The organism is Actinobacillus porcinus, assembly GCF_901764995.1.
Lineage (GTDB): Bacteria > Pseudomonadota > Gammaproteobacteria > Enterobacterales > Pasteurellaceae > Exercitatus > Exercitatus porcinus.
The window spans coordinates 14,601-36,553 of the sequence record NZ_CABFKI010000017.1 but is presented as its reverse complement, the minus strand read 5'-3'; the positions used below and the strand labels follow the sequence as shown (position 1 = coordinate 36,553).

At 40.1% G+C, this 21,953-nt stretch carries 31 protein-coding genes; 6 read left to right on the top strand and 25 right to left on the bottom strand.

What is annotated here, in order from left to right:
- Positions 1–336: 336 nt before the first annotated feature.
- Genes hemG through E7T07_RS10390 form a run of 3 tightly spaced genes read right to left on the bottom strand, consistent with a single transcriptional unit; the run spans position 337 to position 2,935 of the window.
- Complete coding sequence (hemG, locus tag E7T07_RS10400; protein WP_135711071.1) at positions 337–849, bottom strand: menaquinone-dependent protoporphyrinogen IX dehydrogenase; 513 nt, start codon at positions 847–849, stop codon at positions 337–339.
- On the bottom strand, positions 849–2,312 hold the full coding sequence (locus tag E7T07_RS10395; protein ID WP_135711070.1) for a TrkH family potassium uptake protein: 1,464 nt from the start codon (positions 2,310–2,312) through the stop codon (positions 849–851). The genes hemG and E7T07_RS10395 overlap by 1 nt, the downstream gene beginning before the upstream one ends.
- Before the next feature lie 14 nt (positions 2,313–2,326).
- Entirely contained in the window at positions 2,327–2,935 is a 609-nt protein-coding gene (locus E7T07_RS10390) for a YigZ family protein (RefSeq protein WP_246046251.1), read from the bottom strand.
- Positions 2,936–2,998: 63 nt separating this feature from the next.
- Between E7T07_RS10390 and tusA the strand changes: the two genes are divergently transcribed.
- Complete coding sequence (gene tusA / locus E7T07_RS10385; RefSeq protein WP_135711068.1) at positions 2,999–3,253, top strand: sulfurtransferase TusA; 255 nt, start codon at positions 2,999–3,001, stop codon at positions 3,251–3,253.
- A gap of 79 nt (positions 3,254–3,332) precedes the next feature.
- Here the strand turns inward: tusA and E7T07_RS10380 are convergent, their stop codons facing one another.
- Positions 3,333–4,019: a metallophosphoesterase family protein gene (locus E7T07_RS10380; protein WP_135711067.1), complete on the bottom strand. Its 687-nt coding sequence runs from the start codon at positions 4,017–4,019 to the stop codon at positions 3,333–3,335.
- A 9-nt stretch (positions 4,020–4,028) separates the two neighbouring features.
- Entirely contained in the window at positions 4,029–5,306 is a 1,278-nt protein-coding gene (gene nadR, locus E7T07_RS10375) for a multifunctional transcriptional regulator/nicotinamide-nucleotide adenylyltransferase/ribosylnicotinamide kinase NadR (RefSeq protein ID WP_135711066.1), read from the bottom strand.
- A 250-nt stretch (positions 5,307–5,556) separates the two neighbouring features.
- Between nadR and yihA the strand changes: the two genes are divergently transcribed.
- Together yihA and E7T07_RS10365 are read left to right on the top strand one after the other, a co-directional pair.
- Positions 5,557–6,174: a ribosome biogenesis GTP-binding protein YihA/YsxC gene (yihA, locus tag E7T07_RS10370; RefSeq protein WP_135711065.1), complete on the top strand. Its 618-nt coding sequence runs from the start codon at positions 5,557–5,559 to the stop codon at positions 6,172–6,174.
- A 102-nt stretch (positions 6,175–6,276) separates the two neighbouring features.
- Complete coding sequence (locus tag E7T07_RS10365) at positions 6,277–7,809, top strand: YifB family Mg chelatase-like AAA ATPase (protein WP_135711064.1); 1,533 nt, start codon at positions 6,277–6,279, stop codon at positions 7,807–7,809.
- A gap of 13 nt (positions 7,810–7,822) precedes the next feature.
- Here E7T07_RS10365 and asnC read toward each other — a convergent pair whose 3' ends face one another.
- Complete coding sequence (gene asnC / locus E7T07_RS10360; protein ID WP_135711063.1) at positions 7,823–8,275, bottom strand: transcriptional regulator AsnC; 453 nt, start codon at positions 8,273–8,275, stop codon at positions 7,823–7,825.
- A 168-nt stretch (positions 8,276–8,443) separates the two neighbouring features.
- On the opposite strand from asnC, the gene asnA reads away from it, so the two are divergent.
- From asnA to E7T07_RS10345, 3 genes are all read left to right on the top strand, one after another.
- Positions 8,444–9,436, top strand: coding sequence for an aspartate--ammonia ligase (gene asnA, locus E7T07_RS10355; RefSeq protein ID WP_135711062.1), 993 nt, complete (start codon positions 8,444–8,446; stop codon positions 9,434–9,436).
- Positions 9,437–9,659: 223 nt separating this feature from the next.
- The gene (locus tag E7T07_RS10350) at positions 9,660–9,998 is read left to right on the top strand and encodes a P-II family nitrogen regulator (RefSeq protein WP_135711061.1); all 339 of its coding nucleotides are present in this window, start codon (positions 9,660–9,662) and stop codon (positions 9,996–9,998) included.
- Positions 9,999–10,026: 28 nt separating this feature from the next.
- On the top strand, positions 10,027–11,325 hold the full coding sequence (locus tag E7T07_RS10345) for an ammonium transporter (RefSeq protein ID WP_135711060.1): 1,299 nt from the start codon (positions 10,027–10,029) through the stop codon (positions 11,323–11,325).
- Between the two features lie 230 nt (positions 11,326–11,555).
- Here E7T07_RS10345 and rplQ read toward each other — a convergent pair whose 3' ends face one another.
- The 19 genes from rplQ to E7T07_RS10250 all read right to left on the bottom strand — a co-directional run bounded on the left by rplQ (position 11,556) and on the right by E7T07_RS10250 (position 21,918).
- Complete coding sequence (rplQ, locus tag E7T07_RS10340) at positions 11,556–11,939, bottom strand: 50S ribosomal protein L17 (protein WP_135711059.1); 384 nt, start codon at positions 11,937–11,939, stop codon at positions 11,556–11,558.
- A 39-nt stretch (positions 11,940–11,978) separates the two neighbouring features.
- Positions 11,979–12,968, bottom strand: a complete 990-nt coding sequence (locus E7T07_RS10335) for a DNA-directed RNA polymerase subunit alpha (RefSeq protein WP_135711058.1) — start codon at positions 12,966–12,968, stop codon at positions 11,979–11,981.
- A gap of 32 nt (positions 12,969–13,000) precedes the next feature.
- A complete protein-coding gene (gene rpsD / locus E7T07_RS10330) occupies positions 13,001–13,621 on the bottom strand; it encodes a 30S ribosomal protein S4 (RefSeq protein ID WP_135711057.1) in 621 nt (206 codons plus the stop codon).
- Between the two features lie 29 nt (positions 13,622–13,650).
- Complete coding sequence (gene rpsK / locus E7T07_RS10325; RefSeq protein WP_012072238.1) at positions 13,651–14,040, bottom strand: 30S ribosomal protein S11; 390 nt, start codon at positions 14,038–14,040, stop codon at positions 13,651–13,653.
- A 15-nt stretch (positions 14,041–14,055) separates the two neighbouring features.
- Positions 14,056–14,412, bottom strand: a complete 357-nt coding sequence (rpsM, locus tag E7T07_RS10320; RefSeq protein WP_135711056.1) for a 30S ribosomal protein S13 — start codon at positions 14,410–14,412, stop codon at positions 14,056–14,058.
- 140 nt (positions 14,413–14,552) lie between these two features.
- The gene (rpmJ, locus tag E7T07_RS10315) at positions 14,553–14,666 is read right to left on the bottom strand and encodes a 50S ribosomal protein L36 (RefSeq protein WP_011201185.1); all 114 of its coding nucleotides are present in this window, start codon (positions 14,664–14,666) and stop codon (positions 14,553–14,555) included.
- A 27-nt stretch (positions 14,667–14,693) separates the two neighbouring features.
- Positions 14,694–16,019 (bottom strand): preprotein translocase subunit SecY, encoded by a 1,326-nt coding sequence (secY, locus tag E7T07_RS10310; protein WP_135711055.1) that lies wholly within the window; start codon positions 16,017–16,019, stop codon positions 14,694–14,696.
- 7 nt (positions 16,020–16,026) lie between these two features.
- Positions 16,027–16,461, bottom strand: a complete 435-nt coding sequence (gene rplO / locus E7T07_RS10305; RefSeq protein ID WP_135711054.1) for a 50S ribosomal protein L15 — start codon at positions 16,459–16,461, stop codon at positions 16,027–16,029.
- A gap of 4 nt (positions 16,462–16,465) precedes the next feature.
- Complete coding sequence (gene rpmD, locus E7T07_RS10300; RefSeq protein ID WP_005543631.1) at positions 16,466–16,645, bottom strand: 50S ribosomal protein L30; 180 nt, start codon at positions 16,643–16,645, stop codon at positions 16,466–16,468.
- A 6-nt stretch (positions 16,646–16,651) separates the two neighbouring features.
- Positions 16,652–17,152, bottom strand: a complete 501-nt coding sequence (rpsE, locus tag E7T07_RS10295; RefSeq protein ID WP_135711053.1) for a 30S ribosomal protein S5 — start codon at positions 17,150–17,152, stop codon at positions 16,652–16,654.
- A gap of 14 nt (positions 17,153–17,166) precedes the next feature.
- Entirely contained in the window at positions 17,167–17,520 is a 354-nt protein-coding gene (rplR, locus tag E7T07_RS10290) for a 50S ribosomal protein L18 (protein ID WP_135711052.1), read from the bottom strand.
- A gap of 13 nt (positions 17,521–17,533) precedes the next feature.
- Positions 17,534–18,067, bottom strand: coding sequence for a 50S ribosomal protein L6 (gene rplF / locus E7T07_RS10285; RefSeq protein WP_135711051.1), 534 nt, complete (start codon positions 18,065–18,067; stop codon positions 17,534–17,536).
- A gap of 15 nt (positions 18,068–18,082) precedes the next feature.
- On the bottom strand, positions 18,083–18,475 hold the full coding sequence (rpsH, locus tag E7T07_RS10280) for a 30S ribosomal protein S8 (protein ID WP_005759599.1): 393 nt from the start codon (positions 18,473–18,475) through the stop codon (positions 18,083–18,085).
- A 37-nt stretch (positions 18,476–18,512) separates the two neighbouring features.
- The gene (gene rpsN / locus E7T07_RS10275; RefSeq protein WP_135711050.1) at positions 18,513–18,818 is read right to left on the bottom strand and encodes a 30S ribosomal protein S14; all 306 of its coding nucleotides are present in this window, start codon (positions 18,816–18,818) and stop codon (positions 18,513–18,515) included.
- Between the two features lie 11 nt (positions 18,819–18,829).
- The gene (gene rplE, locus E7T07_RS10270) at positions 18,830–19,369 is read right to left on the bottom strand and encodes a 50S ribosomal protein L5 (protein ID WP_133545470.1); all 540 of its coding nucleotides are present in this window, start codon (positions 19,367–19,369) and stop codon (positions 18,830–18,832) included.
- Between the two features lie 17 nt (positions 19,370–19,386).
- Positions 19,387–19,698 carry a 50S ribosomal protein L24 gene (gene rplX, locus E7T07_RS10265; protein ID WP_012072228.1) on the bottom strand — a complete coding sequence of 104 codons (312 nt, stop codon included), beginning with the start codon at positions 19,696–19,698 and terminating at the stop codon, positions 19,387–19,389.
- 10 nt (positions 19,699–19,708) lie between these two features.
- Positions 19,709–20,080, bottom strand: coding sequence for a 50S ribosomal protein L14 (rplN, locus tag E7T07_RS10260; RefSeq protein WP_005548786.1), 372 nt, complete (start codon positions 20,078–20,080; stop codon positions 19,709–19,711).
- Between the two features lie 248 nt (positions 20,081–20,328).
- Positions 20,329–21,063, bottom strand: coding sequence for a peptidoglycan editing factor PgeF (gene pgeF, locus E7T07_RS10255; RefSeq protein ID WP_135711049.1), 735 nt, complete (start codon positions 21,061–21,063; stop codon positions 20,329–20,331).
- A gap of 12 nt (positions 21,064–21,075) precedes the next feature.
- On the bottom strand, positions 21,076–21,918 hold the full coding sequence (locus E7T07_RS10250) for a MurR/RpiR family transcriptional regulator (RefSeq protein WP_135711048.1): 843 nt from the start codon (positions 21,916–21,918) through the stop codon (positions 21,076–21,078).
- Positions 21,919–21,953 lie beyond the last annotated feature (35 nt).

The following is a 21,953-nucleotide window of genomic DNA, read 5'->3' as shown; positions in this document are numbered from 1 at the left end:
ATTAATAAATTAACTTTGTTCAGCACTCTAAGTCTTCAATTTTAAAATTTGTTCAAAACGAATTCTTACTAGTGCCCACACAGATTGTCTGATAAATTGTTAAAGAGCAATTGCGTTAAGCAAGGACGCTTATGATATATAATCATGCTTATCAGTGTCAAGAATTATTTGATCTTTTTTTCAAATCTTTCTTTTTCACACCCAACTTGCCGTTGCGGATGCGTATTATAGATATTATTGATCTCACATCAAGATCTTTTTTCAAAAAATAAGTCAATTGCTTTTTTATTGAACGATCTTGCATAAAATGTCGAAAATAATGGCAAAATTTGAATATTAATTCATCTTCTTCAAATTATCCGCAAATTCAATGACCTTCTCCCAATTGGTATATTCAATTTCTTTTGTGGGATCCGTTTCTCCCCCCGTTATCTTCATGATGAATTGGATCATCACCCGATCGAACCAATTATATCGTGGATATAACAACGCGCCTGCAAAAACTGCTGAAATAGTCGGTTTCCAACGAATTCGTTGTAAAAACTTTCTTACATAAACATTCGTTTCCGGTGTATCTTTCCCCTGTTTTCGTGCCGTCAGATTCACGCCAAAAAAAGCCGTTTGTTTTTCATTTAAAAGTGCGGTCTGATTTTCAATCAATTTATAAAGCACTTGACTAAAATGCCCATAGCGGATTGATGCACCAATGACAATACGATCAAATTTAGCCAAATCAATCCCACTATCTAATACAGAATGGAGCTCACAACCTTCAAATTGCTTAGCCAGCACTTCTGCAATCTTTTTTGTTTGGCCATCGTGGCTTGAATATAAAATTAATGTTTTCATTATGATTTCCAAAAGGTTGGACTAAACAAGACTAATAAAGTAAAAATTTCCAAACGCCCGCATATCATTGCAAAACTTAAGACCCATTTCGCACTATCAGGAATACCCGCAAAATTGCTACTCACACTGCCCAAACCCGGGCCAAGATTGTTCATACATGCCAATACCGCATTAAATGCGTTAAATGGTTCTACGCCGCAGGCAATCACCACCAATAAACAAATAACAAATAATAAGATGTAAGCAGAAAAAAATGCCCAAATACTACCAATAATGCGGTTATCCAACACCTGTTTCCCCCACTTTATGGGATACACTAAATTAGAATGAATAAATAATTTCAATTCGCGTAAGCCTTGCAAATAAAGCACAAGCACGCGAGCAACTCGCAATCCGCCCCCCACAGAACCGGCACAGCCGCCAATAAAGGAGGCGATAATTAACAACATTGGCGCAAAAGACGGCCATTGAGAAAAATCAGATGTGGTATAGCCTGTCGTTGTTGAAACAGAAACGGCTTGAAACACCGCCTGCTCAATATCAACCCAACTATTTTCAAAATATTGATGGCTCACTAAAACCGCAGTGCACAACAACATCACAAATAACTGAATCGCAATAAAAAAACGAAATTCAGGATCTTGGCTATAAATTCGGAAAATATTCCCTTCTTTCAGGCTTGAAAATGCCCTAAAGTGTAAAGCAAAGTTACAAGCAGAAATCAACAAAAAGACTACTGTAATGAGATTTACAGCCGTATTGTTAAAATAGCCTATACTGGCATCATGTGTTGAAAAACCGCCGATAGAGACTGTAGAGAAACTATGACTTATGGCATCAAAGGCAGACATTCCCGCCCAATAATAGGCTAACGCGCAAAGTATCGTTAAAGACGCATAAATAAACCACAAGGTTTTCGCCGTTTCCGCAATACGCGGGCGCATTTTCTGATCTTTCATCGGCCCCGACATTTCAGCCCGATACAGTTGCATACCGCCAATGCCTAAAAGAGGAATAATCGCAATTGCCAATACAATAATCCCCATTCCACCAAGCCATTGCAAAAATTGGCGATAAAATAAAATGGCTTTGGGCAAATTATCTAGCCCAACAATGGTTGTCGCGCCCGTGGTAGTTAGCCCCGAAAAAGCCTCAAAAAATGCCGATGCCAGTGTTAAATCAGGATATTCAAATAACATAAAAGGCATGGCAGCAAGGCTTCCCAGCACCGCCCAAAACGCAACGACAATCAAAAAGCCTTCACGAGAACGCAGTTCTTCTTTATGCGAATGACAACTCCACCACAGTATTGCGCCCATAGCTAAACTCAATACAAAGGACTGGAAAAAAGCCTTACCGCCACCATCGCCATAGACCAATGCCACAAAAGCAGGTAATAACATCGTAACCGAAAAGCACATAATAAGTATGCCGACAATACGAATAATTGCTAGAAAATGCACAATATTCTCTCTTTCTATAAAGCGCGCACCGCTAATTGACCAGCTGAACGCTCCGTTAATTCTTGTTGGAAAATCGCCAATTTATCATCACTAATGCCTAACACAAATCGCACATCAGCCTGAAAATCTTGTTCTTGAATGGGAATCTCATATTGCTCACATAATAATTGTAGCCAATCAATCTGCCCATAATCGCACCGCACTTCATAAGGCTGGCGTTCCACTTTAAGCGTGGTTGCCAATAATTTTAACGCTTGTTGAACACCATTACCATAAGCACGAACAAGCCCGCCCGTACCAAGTAAAATCCCGCCATAATAACGCACAACAACCGCACTAATCTCGCCTACCCCACTGCCTAACAATGCGCTAAGCATTGGTTTACCCGCTGTACCTGCAGGTTCACCATCATCAGAAAAACCGAGTTCTTGTGAATTATTCGGCTGAGCCGCAACGGCTGCCCAACAATGATGACGGGCATCAGGGTGCATTTGCTTAATTTCTTGCCAGAATGCCTTGGCTTGCGCTAAGCCATCGGTGTGCCGTAAATAGGTAATAAAACGGCTTTTCTTAATTTCTTCTTCAAAAACAACCGCACTTTGCGGAATCGGATATTCCATAATCTTTGACCCATTTCAATGAGAGCGTTATTATACGCCCTATTACAAAAAAATTTGAAGATCCCAATGAACAATACAGAAATTAATACCATCCCAGTCCAACACCAGCTCGATACGCTGGGTTTACGTTGTCCCGAGCCGGTTATGCTCGTCCGCAAACAAATACGTTATATGAATGAAGGCGAAATTTTGCTTATTATTGCTGACGATCCTGCCACAACACGTGATATTCCAGGTTTTTGTGAATTTATGGAACATCAATTACTTCATGCAGAAATAGAAAAGCCACCTTACAAATATTGGGTGAAGAAAGGGCTGTAGCCAAAGTGCGGTTAAAATTTAGTGTAGTTTAACTTATTGAAATGCCGTCTAACACTTAGACGGCATATTCTTATATCCTTTACTTGGGTCTATCATCAATACCTTTCACTAAATATTCACCCTGTTCATCCGCCAAACTACGAAATCCAACATTTATGATTTGGAAAGCATTATGATTTATTGCTGAATAATCAAAATTTTCATGGTGATGGCCATGATAAAACTGTTTTACTCCCATGGCATTAGCTAGCTCATTAAGCACCGCAAAGCCTGTTGGGTGAGGACGTGGAGCTTCATGACTGACAAGAATATCCGCTTGTTGCCCCTGTAATGTTTCAATATCGGACGGAAAAATCGATGTACGATGTCGTAACGGAACACCACCGCGCCACAGTTTTTCAGGCGGACAATATTGGCAATAGTGAATAGGATCAAAAAATAACGGTTTATTTGGTGGCATCCAAATTTGCCCACGAAACACGCCACCAAGCCCCGCAATGCGTTTGCCTTGGATCTCCACAACTCGCCCATGTAAATTACGCGATTTCCATTCGCTTCCCCATAAACTTTCAAAGGCAGCAACGGTTTTGCTGTCGTGATTACCATGAATAAACCAAAGATCACAGTGTTGCGCCAAGCGATCAAGCTCATCGGCACCGGTTAATTGTAAATCTCCTAAAATAACCAGTGCGATATTGTCTTGATGCTGCACAAAAGGGTAAAGATGTTCATAATCCCCATGTGGATCCCCCGCAAATAAAATCATTGTCTGCTCCTATTTGGTGGTTTGGGTATCATTATCATGCGCTAAATCTGAAATTTCTTCATCATTGAGAATTTTCTCCACAATTTCTTTGGCTTGGTTATAGCGTTCCAAATAACTTGGCGAAGTAATCTCAATATAAGGCACGTTATATTTATCAAGCAATTTTTTGAGCAATTGTTGGAAACGTTGACGCTGACGCTCTGAACCTAAACTCCGTAAACCATCATTTACCCATCTGGTATTATTATTGAGCAAGATCGTCACATCAAACGGATATTCCTTAATCATCGAATCCAAAAATGGATGCGGCTTGCCCTCATATTGAATACAAAATGCCTGAGTTGTAATGTAATCCGTATCAATAAATGCAACTTTGTGCGCATGGCGCACCGCATAATCGACATATTTCTGATGACCTAACGCCATTTGCGGATAATCGGAATATTGCATAGCTTGTTCATCGCCACCCAATTGTTCAAACACAAATTCACGTCCATATTCCCAAGCGGATGTCGTATTAAATACCGTTGCCAACTTATTCACCAATACAGACTTACCGCTACTTTCACCGCCCAAAATCGCAATCGTTTTGGCAAAGAACGGACGCACTTCTTTTGGAATAAATTTCCAATAATGGAATGGATTGGTCCGAATCTTGGTTGCCGAAACATTAAAAAATTCTCGTTGCGGATCAACTAATACCACTTCTAAGCCAAGGTATTTTTCATAAGGTTCTTTATCTTGTACTTCACTGCTAAACACAATGCTTGGATTGACATTTTTTGAAACAAGCAGATTTTTCACCGCACTTGACCAGCCTTCCCAGCCATTCGGATAACTCGGAATCCCGTCTTCTACTAAATGGTGAATAAAGATTTGATCTTTTTGATATTTAAAAATCTGCTGCATCCAACGCAAACGATCTTGATTGGTCGGCATACGCTTCATTTTACTTTCTTGGAATAATTTCAGATCGCGTTCAGTATCAGTACAAACCACAACATGCAACTCATCCACTTTACTGAATGCTTCGTAAATCATATTAATGTGACCGGTGTGAACGGGGTAGAATTTCCCAAAAATAACCCCAATTCGCTTATCCTGTTGCTCCACAATCTGCAACACTTTATGCAATGCGGTTAATTTTGCCGCACTCGGATTTTTAATTTTACCACTAACAAGCTGGTTAAAATAAGCACGTGTAATATTGGCTTGCTCGCACACTGTATTCACTTTTAGATTCAATTGCTTACGTTTTTGTTGCAAATAAGAGAAATCGGTTGTCATGCCACATCCTTCTAAATTGACCACACTTTTCTATAGCCATTTTGTAGCATAAAACACCATATTTTGATGAAAAGTGCAGGGATTGATTACGGAATTTTGTCTATTGTATGCAATATTTAGTCGAAATAAAAACGTTTTTTGGTTTTTTAGTTTTTTGGTTTGTGAGTTTAGAGTATACTATCCAACAAGCAAAAAATAACAAAGTGCGGTTCAAATCACCGCACTTTTTACTTATCATGTAATTGAAATTATGACTGAATTTAAACTGAATTATCACAAAACCCATTTTTTAACCAGTGCCGCCAATATCAAACAACTCCCTGAAGATTCGGGGATTGAAATTGCTTTTGCAGGGCGTTCTAATGCGGGAAAATCCACCGCACTTAATATGTTAACGAACCAAAAAAACTTAGCCCGAACATCAAAAACCCCTGGACGCACCCAATTAATTAACTTATTTGAAGTGGAACCACAATGTAAGCTCGTGGACCTGCCGGGGTATGGTTATGCCGCCGTGCCTGAGCAAATGAAACTGCAATGGCAAAAATCCCTTGGGGAATATTTACAGAAACGTGAGTGCCTGCACGGTGTGGTGATTTTAATGGATATTCGCCATCCGCTAAAAGATCTTGACCAACAAATGATTGAATGGGCGGTATCGGCTCATTTACCGATCTACTTGGCTCTGACGAAAGCCGATAAGCTCAGCCAAAGTGCGCGAAGCAAAACCGTTAAAATGGTGCGTGAAGCTATTTTACCGTTTCAAGGTGACATCCAAGTGGAACCGCTTTCTGCCTTAAGTAAATTAGGCGTAGATCGTTTAGCGGCTAAGTTAAACAGTTGGTTTGCGCCCAATCTCACTGAATAATCTATTAAATTTGTGATCTACATTCCAAAATTGAACTTCTCATATTTCAATCGGATCACACCTTCTTTATAGTTCTCCAAAATTTTATTTTGGAGAATTTTTATGTCCCTTGCTATTGTTTATAGCCGCGCCTCTATGGGGGTTCAAGCCCCGTTGGTCACTATTGAAGTGCATATTAGCAACGGTAAACCTGCTTTTGTACTCGTAGGGCTGCCTGAAAAAACCGTTAAAGAAGCCCAAGATCGGGTTCGTAGCGCATTGCTTAATGCCCAATTCAAATACCCCGCCAAACGTATTACCGTCAATCTCGCCCCTGCGGATTTACCCAAAGAAGGGGGGCGTTTTGATTTACCTATCGCACTCGGCATTCTTGCCGCTTCGGGGCAAATTGAAGCCAAACATTTACGTCAATTTGAATTTTTAGGTGAACTTGCACTCACGGGGAATTTGCGTGGTGTTCAAGGCGTGATTCCAGCCATATTGGCAGCAAAAGAAGTGAAACGCCAAATGATTATTGCCGCTCAAAATGCCAATGAAGCGTCATTAATTTCTGAACAAGATACCTATTATGCCAATACCCTGCTTGATGTAGTCAATTTCTTGAATAATCAAGAAAATTTACCTTGTGCTAGTCAACTTGCGACACAAAGTGCGGTAAATATTTCACCGGAATATAAACGGGATCTTACCGATATTATTGGGCAACAACATGCCAAACGCGCATTAATTATCGCTGCGGCAGGACAACATAATTTACTTTTTCTGGGTCCACCGGGAACAGGCAAAACCATGCTCGCGAGCCGTTTAACGGATCTCTTGCCCGAAATGACAGATCAAGAAGCCATCGAAACCGCCTCAGTTGCCAGTTTGGTGCAAAACGAATTGAATTTTTCCAATTGGAAGCAACGCCCATTTCGAGCACCACACCATAGTGCTTCGCTGCCGGCACTAGTCGGTGGTGGATCCATTCCGCGACCCGGTGAAATTTCTCTTGCTCATAATGGTGTACTTTTTTTAGATGAACTGCCTGAGTTTGAACGAAAGGTGTTAGATGCCTTACGCCAACCACTAGAAAGTGGGGAAATTATCATTTCACGAGCTAACGCTAAAATTCAATTTCCGGCAAGATTTCAATTGATTGCGGCCATGAACCCAAGTCCAACTGGAAACTACCAAGGGACACATAATCGCACGTCACCCCAACAAATTATGCGCTATTTAAATCGTCTTTCCGGTCCATTTTTAGATCGATTTGACTTATCGATTGAAGTGCCATTATTACCACAAGGTGCGTTACAAAGCCATGAAGATCGGGGAGAGACCAGTGAACAAGTGCGGTCAAAAATTCTGAATGTTCGAGAATTACAATTGAGCAGACAGGGAAAAGTCAATGCCCATCTCTCTAGCAAAGAAATTGAACGTTTTTGTACATTGCAACAAACGGATGCTATTTTTTTAGAAAATGCACTGAATAAACTTGGTTTGTCGGTACGGGCTTATCACCGCATTTTAAAAGTTGCACGAACCATTGCCGATCTGAATAATGAAACACAGATCGGCAAAACACACTTAGCGGAAGCCTTAGGCTATCGAGCCATGGATCGTTTGCTTATGAAACTCAACGAGAATACTTAACGCTAACCTATGGTTAAGGTTTAATATCACGCAAAATAGGATTTTGCATCGAGATGAGCGTTTCAGTGGATTGAATTTCATCAATCAATTGAATTTTTGTGGCTAAAACTTGATGCAATTCCGCAATCGTATGCGTCATTACCTTAATAAAGATCGAGTAATTGCCTGTTGTGTAGTAAGCTTCTACCACTTCATCAAAGGTTTCTAGCTGTTTTATGACTTTTTCATAATCTTTCGCGCTTTTAAGAATAATGCCAATAAAACAACATACATCATATCCTAACTTACGTTCATCAATACGAACTTTAGTCCCTTCAATAATCCCGGCTTGGCGCATTTTTTCCACACGAACATGAATCGTACCAGGGCTGACGCCAAAATTCTTTGCCATTTCAGCATAAGGTGTACGAGCGTCATGTGTTAAAACGCGTAAAATTTGTTGATCTAAACTATCTATTGCGTACATAAAGCACTCCTTTTAGATTTTTTCTAAAAAAATACATGTTTTTTTATTGATTGATGTCATTATATCCTTTTTTTAATAAAAAGTGTTGAATTTTATGTTAAACATATTGAATAATATGCAACAAGCATTCAACAAAACGCATTATAACGAAACAATAAGGTTTAAATTATGAAAAAATCATTTATTTTACAACAACAAGAAATTAGTTTTGCCAAAAACACTTTTACTGAAAAATTAGCGGAACATTTGGGGCTCGTTGAAGTGCAAGGCCCTATTTTAAGTCAAGTGGGTAACGGTATCCAAGATAACTTATCCGGTAAAGAAAAAGCTGTACAAGTTAATGTCAAAATGATTGAAGGTGCGACTTTTGAAGTAGTTCATTCATTAGCAAAATGGAAACGTCATACTTTAGCGCGTTTTGGTTTTGCAGAAGGTGAAGGCTTATTTGTTCATATGAAAGCGTTACGCCCAGATGAAGACAGCCTTGACCAAACGCACTCTGTATATGTTGACCAATGGGACTGGGAAAAAGTGATTCCAGAGGGTCGCCGTAACCTTGATTATTTGAAAGAAACGGTTCGCTCAATCTATGCTGCGATTCGTGAAACAGAAGAAGCGGTAAGCCAAAAATTCGGTTTAGCAAAATTCTTACCTGAAGAAATTACGTTTGTGCACAGTGAAGATCTCGTAAAACGCTTCCCGGGTATGACAGACAAAGAGCGTGAAAATGCCATTTGTAAAGAACATGGTGCCGTATTCTTAATTGGTATTGGTGGTGCGCTATCTGACGGTAAACCTCACGATGTTCGTGCGCCTGACTATGATGACTGGACCACCGTATCTGAAGGGGATTACAAAGGTTTAAACGGTGATATTTTAGTGTGGAACCCTGTATTAAACCGTGCATTTGAACTTTCTTCTATGGGTATTCGCGTAGATGAAACCGCACTTCGTAAACAGTTAGCGTTAACAAACGATGAAGATCGCTTAAAATTTGACTGGCACCAAGATTTGATTAACGGTCGTATGCCATTATCTATCGGTGGCGGGATTGGTCAATCTCGTTTAGCGATGTTGCTATTACAAAAACATCATATTGGCGAAGTACAATCCAGTGTATGGCCTAAAAATGTAATGGAAGAATATCAAAATATCTTATAAATCAAACTACTATGAATAGCGATAATTTATTTCAGTTTAATTAAACCACTCGCTAAAGCCTGTTTCTTTAGCGGTGGCTAACCGTTAAGAAGCAGGCTGTCTTTTCTCATTTTGAATTAAACTTCAAACATCCAAAAACACCTGCCTTTTTGACCGCACTTCTTTGCCGTTTTTATTCAAGAAAATGGTACGGGCTTTCTTTAACTAAAATCAGGAGAAATCTATGAAACAACTTACTGCAATCATTCAGCCATATCGTTTAGATGATGTGCGCGATGCACTCAATGAAATTGGCATTCACGGTATGACCGTTTCTGAAGTAAAAGGCTTTGGACGCCAAAAAGGACATACTGAGCTGTACCGTGGTGCTGAATATCTGATTGATTTTATTCCAAAAATTCAAATTGATATCGTATTAACAGATGATCATGTTGATAGGGCAATTGAAGCCATTTGCTCAGCAGCACAATCTGGGCATATTGGTGATGGCAAAATATTTATTAAACCAATTGAGCGGGTCATCCGTATTCGTACTGGCGAAACCGATGAAAGTGCAGTCTAAATTTTTTTTATTTTACTTGGAGAGCAACATGAAAACACGACTATTTTTAACCGCACTTTGCGCTATTCCTTTTAGTGCAAGTGCAGATACTTCTGATTGGCTTCGCTCAATATCAGAGCTTAGTGCAGGTGATACGACATGGGTGATGGTGGCAACAATATTGGTTCTTTTCATGACAATACCCGGATTAGCCCTTTTCTATGGCGGAATGGTTCGTAAGAAAAACGTTCTTGCAACGATGATGGGAAGCTTTGCTAGCTGCTGTTTAATCGCATTAATTTGGGTCATTTTCGGTTATAGTTTAGCGTTCACACCTAACAATGGCTTTATTGGAGGAACCGAGCGGCTCTTTTTACAGGGATTGGATCTATTCTCAGCGGAAGGAAAGCTCAGTATTTACCCTGGCGCGCCAACCATTCCTGAATCCGTTTTTATGCTATTCCAAATGGCATTTGCGATCATTGCTGGTGCAATTATTACAGGGGCATTTGCTGAACGCATGAAATTCTCTGCGCTTTTGACCTTTGTTGGATTATGGTCTGCACTCATTTACGTACCTACAGCACATTGGGTCTGGGGATTGGACGGCTGGTTAGCTTCTGATGGGGTCTTAGATTATGCGGGAGGCACAGTCATCCACATCAATGCCGGAATTGCAGGTTTAGTGGCGGCAATGATGATCGGTAGGCGTGTTGGATATGGGCGTGAAGTGATGATGCCACACAACTTAGTATTAACCTTAATTGGCACAGCAATGCTTTGGATTGGGTGGTTTGGTTTCAACGCCGGCTCTGCACTCGCTGCTGATGCTCGAGCAGGAATGGCTCTTGCTACGACACAAGTCGCCGCTGTTGCTGCTGCGTTCACATGGACAATTATTGAAGTTATTTTAGGACATAAACCTTCTGCTTTAGGTCTCGCCTCAGGGGCTATTGCTGGTTTGGTAGGCATTACACCCGCTGCTGGTTTTGTTAGTGTACAAAGTGCTTTATTTATTGGCGTTATTACCAGTGCAATCTGTTTTGTCTCTGCAACAAAATTGAAATATTGGCTAGGTTATGACGATACATTAGACGCATTTGGTATCCATGGGGTTGGAGGTATTGTTGGTGCCGTATTAACAGGGGTATTTGTATCAACAGATATTTCAGGTACAGACACAACTCTATGGATTCAAACACAAAGTGTAATCATCACTGTTATTTATAGCACAATTGGTAGCTTTATCTTACTAAAACTTATTGATAAAACGATTGGCTTACGTGTTGAATATGAAGACGAGCGCAAAGGCTTAGATCTCGTCTTGCATGGAGAACGAGTTGAATAATACAAAGTGCGGTCAACTTTTTTAGTGTTTGAGCATTTCAAAAAATCCACAGAAAATCAACTGTGGATTTTTTATGAAAAATCATTCATTTCTATCATCATATTATTACATATTAGCGTTTAACTATCTTTCAATAAAACGCGATGATAATCTTATTTTGTCTACTATGTCTTATTTCAGGCAATAAAAAAGCTCGCCATTCAGCGAGCTTTATATGTATAAATTAGTTATTATTCCGCAGCTGCTTCAGCAACTTCAGGACGATCAACTAACTCAATGTAAGCCATTGGTGCGTTGTCACCTGCACGGAAACCACATTTTAAGATACGGGTGTAACCACCTGCACGTTGAGCAAAACGTGGACCTAATTCATTGAATAATTTAGCAACTGTTTCAATGTTGCGAGTACGAGCGAATGCTAAACGGCGGTTAGCTACGCTATCAGTTTTTGCTAATGTAATTAACGGTTCAACTACACGGCGTAATTCTTTCGCTTTTGGCAATGTAGTCTTGATGATTTCATGACTAATTAAAGAACTTGCCATATTACGGAACATCGCTTGGCGATGACTGCTATTACGGTTTAGTTGACGACCACTCTTACGATGGCGCATGATCTTATCCTTCTCAGAAAAATCTTAACCTATTGACCACTATTCATCAGCAATACTTGCCGGTGGCCAATTATCAAGGCGCATACCTAATGATAGGCCGCGTGAAGCAAGTACATCCTTAATTTCAGTAAGAGATTTCTTACCAAGGTTAGGCGTTTTTAATAACTCAACTTCAGTACGCTGTACCAAATCACCGATATAATGAATTGTTTCTGCTTTCAAACAGTTAGCAGAACGAACTGTCAACTCTAAGTCATCAACAGGACGGAGTAAAATCGGATCAAATTCCGGTTTCTCTTCCTTAACTTCTGGTTGACGAACATCACGCAAATCAACGAATGCATCAAGCTGTTCTGCTAAAATTGTTGCTGCACGGCGAATTGCTTCTTCTGGATCAATAGTGCCATTTGTTTCTAACTCAATAACTAATTTATCTAAGTCAGTACGCTGTTCAACACGTGCTGCTTCTACATTATAAGCAATACGATCTACTGGGCTATAACAAGCATCTACTAATAGACGACCAATTGGACGTTCTTCATCCTGTGTATGTGCACGAGCTGATGCAGGCACATAACCACGACCACGTTGAACACGAATACGCATATTAATTGATGCATTTTCATCCGTTAAGTGGCAAAGTACGTGATCAGGATTCACGATTTCAACATCACCATCATGAGTAATGTCTGCTGCAACAACAGGGCCAATTCCAGATTTGTTTAGTGTCAGAAAGACATCGTCTTTATTCTGAACTTTTACCGCTAGGCCTTTTAAGTTTAAGAGCACTTCAAGGATATCTTCTTGAACACCTTCTTTACTACTATACTCATGCAATACACCTTCAATTTCCACTTCAGTTACAGCACAACCTGGCATTGAAGATAGAAGAATACGGCGTAATGCATTTCCTAGAGTATGGCCAAAACCACGCTCTAACGGTTCTAAGATCACTTTAGCATGAGTTGAACTAATTTGCTCAATATCAACTAAGTGTGGCTTTAAAAATTCTGTAACAGAACCCTGCATTTTATCCTCTCTTTGCTTCTAAGCTTTAACTATTATTTAGAATAAAGCTCAACGATCAGATGTTCGTTAATGTCTGCTGATAAGTCAGAACGTTCAGGAACACGTTTGAACACACCTTCCATTTTAGCAGTATCAACTTCTAACCAAGTTGGTTTTTCTTTTTGTTCTGCTAATTCCAATGATGCTTTGATACGTGCTTGTTTTTTAGATTTTTCACGCACAGCGATCACATCATCAACTGAAACTTGGAAAGATGGGATATTAACAACACGACCATTTACAACGATCGCTTTGTGGCTCACTAATTGGCGAGCTTCCGCACGAGTCGCAGCAAATCCCATACGATATACAACGTTATCTAAACGACCTTCAAGTAACACTAACAAGTTTTCACCTGTGTTACCTTTTAAACGGTTCGCTTCTTTATAATAGTTGCGGAATTGACGTTCTAAAATACCGTAGATACGGCGAACTTTTTGTTTTTCACGTAACTGACTACCGTAGTCAGATAAACGTGGTTTGCGAGCACCGTGTTGACCTGGTGCTGTATCAATTTTACATTTAGAATCGATAGCACGCACGCCTGATTTAAGGAATAAATCAGTGCCTTCACGACGGCTTAGCTTGAGTTTTGGACCCAAATATCTTGCCATTTTCTTTCTCCAATAATCCTAACGTCTGATTAAACGCGACGTTTTTTCGGTGGACGACAACCGTTATGTGGAATCGGAGTCACGTCAGTAATATTCGTGATACGGAAACCCGCTGCATTTAATGCACGAATTGTTGATTCACGACCTGGACCCGGACCTTTAACCATAACTTCCAAGTTCTTCAAACCGAACTCTTTAACCATTTCAGCACAGCGCTCTGCAGCTACTTGCGCAGCAAATGGAGTTGATTTACGAGAACCGCGGAAACCTGAACCACCTGCAGTAGCCCATGCAAGAGCGTTACCTTGACGGTCAGTAATAGTCACGATTGTATTGTTGAAAGATGCGTGAATATGCGCTACGCCATCTACAACTTGTTTTTTTACACGTTTACGTGCACGAACTGGTGTTTTAGCCATTAATATTTACCCCGACTATTTTTTGATCGGCTTACGAGGACCCTTACGGGTACGCGCGTTAGTTTTAGTACGTTGACCACGTACCGGTAAACTACGACGATGACGTAAACCACGGTAACAACCAAGGTCTAAAAGACGTTTGATGTTAAGTGTTACTTCACGACGTAAATCACCTTCAACGGTAAATTTACCAACTTCGTCACGCAGTTTTTCAATCTGCTCTTCAGACAATTCGCTGATCTTAACGCTTTCAGCAATACCTGTTGCAGCACAAATAGCTTGTGCGCGAGTTTTGCCGATACCGTAAATTGCTGTTAAAGCGATTACAGTGTGTTTGTGATCAGGAATGTTAATGCCTGCAATACGGGCCACTATGCACTCCTATTGTTAATTAATTTGACATACTGATCTTGAAAAGCCCGTTTTCAGGATACTCAAACAGTATGTCAAGGATGTAAATGAGCTGAGCATTATATATGCTCAGCCTGTTCTTTGCAAGAAAATATTATCTATTAACCTTGACGCTGTTTATGTTTAGGATCGCTGCACAATACACGTACAACACCTTCACGTTTTACAATTTTACAGTTACGACAAATTTTCTTTACGGAAGCACGAACTTTCATTGCTTATCCCTATTATCTAAAGGACAATTACTGTCCAAAACCTTTAAGGTTTGCTCTTTTCAAAGCAGATTCATATTTTGTCGACATTAAGTGACTCTGAACCTGTGCGATGAAATCCATAATTACCATTACGATAATGAGCAAAGATGTACCACCAAAATAAAATTGTACATTCCAAGCTGACATCATAATGTAAGGAACCAAACATACGAATACAACATATAGACCGCCAATTAATGTTAAGCGAGCCATAATTTTATCAATATAACGTGATGTTTGTTCACCTGGTCTAATTCCGGGTATGAATGCGCCAGATTTTTTCAAATTATCGGCTGTATCACGTGGATTAAATTGCATTGCAGCATAGAAGAAACTAAAGAACATGATTGCAGCGGCATACACGATTAAATAAATCGGCTGGCCTGGCTGCAACATCATCGCAAAATTAGTTAACCATTCAAAACTAGCACTCTCACCAAACCATGAACTGATTGTTGCAGGAAATAAAATAATGCTTGAAGCAAAAATTGCTGGCATTACACCTGACATATTCACTTTTAATGGTAAATGAGTTGAATGTCCACCTAAAATTTGACGACCTTGTTGACGTTTAGCATATTCGACTTTAATACGGCGTTGTCCACGTTCTACGTAAACAACAAAATAAAGTACTGCGAATACAATTACGGCAATCAATAAAAGAACTAATGGGTGCATCTGCCCTTGACGAGCTTGCTCAATCGTATGTCCAATAGCAGCAGGTAAACCTGCAACAATCCCTGCAAAGATAATAATCGAAATACCATTTCCAATACCACGTTCAGTAATTTGTTCACCCAACCACATTAAAAACATGGTTCCAGTAACCAAACTGATCACAGCTGTGAAGTAGAAAGCAAAACCTATATTAGGTACAAGTCCAGGTATCATGCTAGGTAAACCTGTTGCGATACCAATTGCTTGTAGTGTCGCCAAAGCCAATGTCGTATAACGAGTATATTTACTCATTTTACGGCGACCTGACTCACCTTCTTTTTTTAACTCAGCTAATGCTGGATAAACTGTCGCAAGTAATTGAATAATAATCGATGCCGAAATATACGGCATAATACCTAATGCAAAAATAGATGCTCGGCTTAATGCACCACCAGAAAACATGTTTAACATATCTATGATGGTGCCTTTTTGCTGTTCTAGCGATTGAGCTAGCACGGCCGCATCAATACCAGGAACCGGAATAAAAGAACCAATACGGAAAACGATCAGTGCACCTAATACAAAAAGTAATCTACTTTTAAGTTCACTACTACCGCTTTGAGTACTTCGACTTTGATAACCTGGTTGCTTAGCCATTTGTTAATTATTCCTCGATTGAACCGCCGGCAGCTTCGATAGCCGCTTTAGCACCTTTAGTTACGCCTAAACCACGAACAACTACTGCAGCTTTAACTTCACCTGCAAAAATCACTTTTGCAAATTGAATATCTTTAGTTAAAACATTAGCTGCTTTTAAGGTTTCTAAAGTTACTACATTACCTTCAACTTTAGTTAAATCACTCAAACGAACTTCTGCTGTTACTGCAGCTTTCATTGAAGTGAAACCAAATTTTGGTAAACGACGATATAAAGGCATTTGACCACCCTCGAAACCACGGCGAACTTTACCGCCTGTACGAGATTTTTGACCTTTATGACCACGGCCACCGGTTTTACCTAAACCAGAACCGATACCACGACCTAAACGCTTAGCACTGTGCTTAGCACCTTCAGCCGGAGATAGAGTATTTAAACGCATTCTATTACTCCTCCACTTTAACCATGTATGAAACTTGGTTGATCATACCACGTACTGCTGGAGTATCAATTAACTCAACGGTATGATGCATATGGCGAAGACCAAGACCACGTAGAGTAGCTTTATGCTTCGGTAAACGAGCGATAGAGCTACGAACTTGTGTTACTTTAATAGTTTTAGCCATTATCAATTACCCCAAAATTTCATCAACAGTTTTACCACGTTTCGCAGCTACCATTTCTGGTGATTTCATATTTGCTAATGCATCGATTGTTGCACGAACAACGTTAATTGGGTTAGTTGAACCGTATGCTTTAGAAAGAACGTTGTGTACACCTGCAACTTCTAATACTGCACGCATTGCACCACCTGCGATGATACCTGTACCTTCGCTAGCCGGTTGCATAAATACGCGAGAACCAGTGTGAACACCTTTAACAGGGTGTTGTAATGTACCTTCATTTAAAGCTACGTTGATCATATTACGACGTGCTTTTTCCATTGCTTTTTGGATTGCTGCCGGAACTTCGCGTGCTTTACCATAACCAAAACCTACGCGACCATTACCATCACCCACTACAGTTAATGCAGTGAAGCTCATGATACGACCACCTTTAACAGTTTTAGAAACACGGTTTACCGCGATTAGCTTCTCTTGCAGTTCACCAGCTTGTTTTTCGATGTTTGACATCTCAATTTCCTCTATTAGAACTGTAGACCAGCTTCACGAGCAGCGTCCGCTAAACTTTGGACACGACCATGATATTTAAAACCAGAACGATCGAAAGCAACGTCTTTAACGCCTTTCGCTAATGCGCGCTCAGCAACGATTTTACCTACTACTGCTGCGGCATCTTTGTTACCGGTATATTTAACTTGCTCACTGATTGCTTTTTCTACTGTAGAAGCAGCGGCAAGCACTTCTGAACCGTTTGGTGCAATCACTTGTGCATAAATGTGACGCGGAGTGCGGTGAACAACTAAACGAGTTGCACCTTGTTCACGCATCATATGACGAGCACGAGCTGCACGACGGATACGAGCTGATTTCTTATCCATAGTGTTACCTTAATTATTTTTTCTTCGCTTCTTTAGTACGAACAACTTCATCAGCATAACGAACACCTTTACCTTTATAAGGTTCAGGTTTACGATACGCACGAATATCTGCTGCTACTTGACCGATTAATTGTTTGTCAGCACCTTTCAACACGATTTCGGTTTGAGATGGACATTCTGCAGTAATACCTGCCGGTAAAGTATGTTCAACAGGGTGAGAGAAACCTAAGCTTAAGCCAACTACGTTGCCTTTAACTTGTGCACGGTAACCAACACCTACAAGTTGTAATTTTTTGGTGAAGCCTTCAGTAACACCGATAACCATTGCATTTACTAATGCACGTGCAGTACCAGCTTGTGCATCCGCACCTACGATACCTTCACGTGGTGCAAAAGTTAACGCACCATTATCTTGTTTAACTTCGACTGAGCTGTGAATGTCACGAGATAACTCGCCATTCTTACCTTTCACTGTTAATAGCTGACCGTTGAGTTTAACTTCAACACCGGCAGGAATATTAACAGGTGCTTTAGCAACACGAGACATTTTCCTACCTCTCTATTAAGCTACATAACAGATGATTTCGCCGCCTAAACCCGCTTGGCGAGCAGCACGGTCAGTCATCACACCTTTAGATGTAGAAACAACAGCCACACCTAAACCACCCATAACTTTTGGTAATTCGTCTTTACGTTTGTAAATACGAAGACCAGGGCGGCTTACACGTTGAATGCTTTCTACAACCGGTTTGCCTTGGAAATATTTTAAAGTAATTTCCAATTCAGGTTTTGCACCTTCTAAAACTTTAACGCTTTCGATATAACCTTCAGCAGCTAATACGTTGGCAATTGCCACTTTTAGCTTGGAAGAAGGCATACTGATCGCAACTTTATTCGCAGCTTGACCGTTACGAATACGGGTCAACATATCTGCGATTGGATCTTGCATACTCATTGTATTTTATTCTCCGATTCCAAAATAAAGTGGTAAATTACCAACTTGCTTTTTTAAGACCTGGGATTTCGCCACGCATTGCTGCTTCGCGAACCTTGATACGGCTTAAACCAAACTTACGAAGAACGCCGTGTGGACGTCCGGTTTGGCGGCAACGGTTACGTTGACGGCTTGGGCTTGCATCACGCGGTAAAGATTGTAATTTTAATACCGCACTCCAACGATCTTCATCAGAAGAATTAACATCAGAGATGATTTTTTTCAATTCCATACGTTTAGCATAGAATTTCTCAGCCAATTTAACGCGTTTTACATCGCGTGCTTTCATTGATTGTTTAGCCATTGTAACCTGCCTTATTTACGGAATGGGAAATTAAAGGCAGCAAGTAGTGCTTGACCTTCTTCATCATTCTTAGCTGTAGTGGTAATAGTAATATCTAAACCACGTACACGATCTACTTTATCGTAGTCGATTTCAGGGAAGATGATTTGTTCACGCACACCCATGCTGTAGTTACCACGACCATCAAATGATTTCGCGCTTAAACCGCGGAAGTCACGAATACGTGGAACAGCAATTGTAATTAAACGTTCAAAGAACTCCCACATACGCTCACCGCGTAGTGTTACTTTACAACCGATTGGATATCCCTGACGGATTTTAAAGCCAGCAACAGATTTGCGTGCTTTTGTAATTAAAGGTTTTTGACCGCTGATTGCTGCTAGATCTGCTACTGCATTATCTAGAAGTTTTTTGTCGGTCAACGCTTCACCCACACCCATATTCAGGGTAATCTTTTCGATTCGTGGGACTTGCATGACAGATGCGTAGTTGAATTTGTTTTTTAATTCATTAACTACTTGATCTCTGTAGTAATCATGCAGTTTCGCCATCGCATTACTCCAGTTTGTTAAATAATTTCATTATTAGATTTGAAGAAACGTACTTTTTTGCCGTCTTCGAATCTAAAACCTACACGGTCAGCTTTATTTGTTTTAGGGTTGAAAATTGCTACGTTTGACGCATCAATCGGAGCTTCTTTCTTCACTAAACCACCTTCTTTACCTAAAGCAGGTACCGGTTTTTCGTGTTTAGTGATGATTTTTACACCTTCAACAATCACTTTACCATTTGGTAACACTTGAGTTACCTTGCCGCGCTTGCCTTTGTCTTTACCAGCAAGTACGATTACTTCGTCATTTTGACGGATTTTAGCAGCCATTACGTTCTCCTTATAGTACTTCTGGAGCTAAAGAAATGATCTTCATGAATTTCTCAGAACGAAGTTCACGAGTCACAGGTCCAAAAATACGAGTACCGATAGGTTGCTCAGTGTTATTGTTTAAAATTACACAAGCATTGCCATCGAAACGAATAACTGAGCCATCTGGGCGACGAACACCCTTCTTGGTGCGCACAACAACTGCTTTTAACACATCACCTTTTTTCACTTTACCGCGTGGAATTGCTTCTTTTACAGTAATTTTGATGATATCGCCAATTGCAGCGTAACGACGGTGCGATCCACCTAGAACCTTGATACACATTACACTGCGAGCGCCTGAGTTATCAGCAACATCCAGCATAGTCTGTTCTTGGATCATATTAGTGCTCCGTTAATTAAATAAAACACCCTTTCGGGACTACTTACCCAATGTAAGCAGTTCGCGGATTCTAGCAAATAGAAATACTTAAATCAACAAATAATTTATCATTGTTACATTTCAATAAAAACCTACTTTCTCTATTGAAAATTCTATCGGGATTCAAAATAAACTTCAGTTTGAATTGCTCAATGTATTGTAAAAATCAACACTTGAGATTTTAATGAAAGTAAGAGATTAGACAAATCTCACTCAAACCAAACCAAACTTGCCATGCGTCCTGTTTTGCCGTCTCGGCGGTAGGAAAAAAATTGGTCTTTTTCTGTATAAGTGCAGCGATCGCCGCCTGATATTTGAGTAATGCCTAGGTTATTTAAGCGTTGTGTGGCTAATTGGTAGAGATTAGCTAAATATTTACCTTCAGACGTTGAATCGGGGCTAAATGCCTGTTCGGCTTGTTTATCCCAAGCCATAAATTGTTCTACAACTTCTCGCCCAACCTGAAATGCTGTTGGACCAATAGCAGCCCCAAACCAGGCAACAATCTCATTGCGTGGACATTGAAATTTCGCCACGGTTTCTTCCAATATGCCATCACAAAGCCCACGCCAACCTGCATGCGCTGCCGCTACTTCGTTGCCTTTTTTGGATGCCAAGAGCACAGGTAAACAATCCGCTGTCATCACTACGCAAACTTGGTTGGGTTGATTGGTATAGGCTGCGTCTGCATTCAAATTATCTTCGTGATAAGGCAAGGTCAATACGCGCGTGCTGTGGGTTTGCGTTAAGAACAGTGGCTCATTGGGTAAAGCAAAACGTGCAACTAACAAATCTCGGTTATTTTTCACCGCGCTTGGATCATCTCCTACGTGATCGCCTAAATTTAGGCTATTAAAAGGCGGTAGGCTGACACCGCCCGTGCGCGTGGTCATCAGTGCTTTTACATTATTAGGTACGTGCCAGTCTGGATAAAGTGCGGTCATTTTTTCTCTTTTTTATAATGTTTGCTTATCTAAACCTTTATAGGCAGCTAAAGCAATGACTAAGGTTTGTGCCAGCGTCATGGTTGAACATTGTGAACGGAAACCCTTGATTTGTGCTTCTTTGATAATAAAAGACACGTCACTAAATGTTACCAAGGGGCTAATTTGGCTGTCAGTAATAGCAATTTGCTTAACGCCTTTTTGCGCCGTGATATTCATAATTTCTGATGTTTCTTGCGCATAAGGGGAAAAACTAATCGCTACGACAACATCCCCTTCTTTAACACGATTGAGTTGCTCTGAAAACATTCCACCCAAGCCATTAATCAGATAGGAATTACAATCAATATGGTGCAATGCATAATCTAAATAACAAGCAATACTAAATGAACGTTTCAGCCCGACAATAAAAATATTATTTGCCTCATTTAAAATTTTGACCGCACTTTCAAGCTGTTCTTTTGAAGTTTGATTCACTAATTGTTTTAAAGCTTGACTGTTGGCTTGACCAAAGATAGCCAAAATATCCGCCGCGGAGTGTTCGCTATAGCTACCGGATTCTAATTGTTGAAAATATTGGAAACGTTCGCTGTAATTCGTGGTGTTTTCCATTAGGTTTTTACGAAAAACCTGTTTCATTTCATTAAATCCACTAAACCCAAAAGCATTCGCAAAACGAATAAGGGTGGATGGCGGAACATTTGCGCGTTCAGCAATAGTTGCCACAGTATCAAACACCACACTATGATTATTATCTAATACATATTTTGCTACTTGCTTTAGGCGTTTACTTAAACTGCCATACCGTAACTGAATTTCTTGTTGTAAATTCGTTAATTGAGATGAATTATTCATAATTAGGTCTATTTATCTATTAAAAACAACTATCT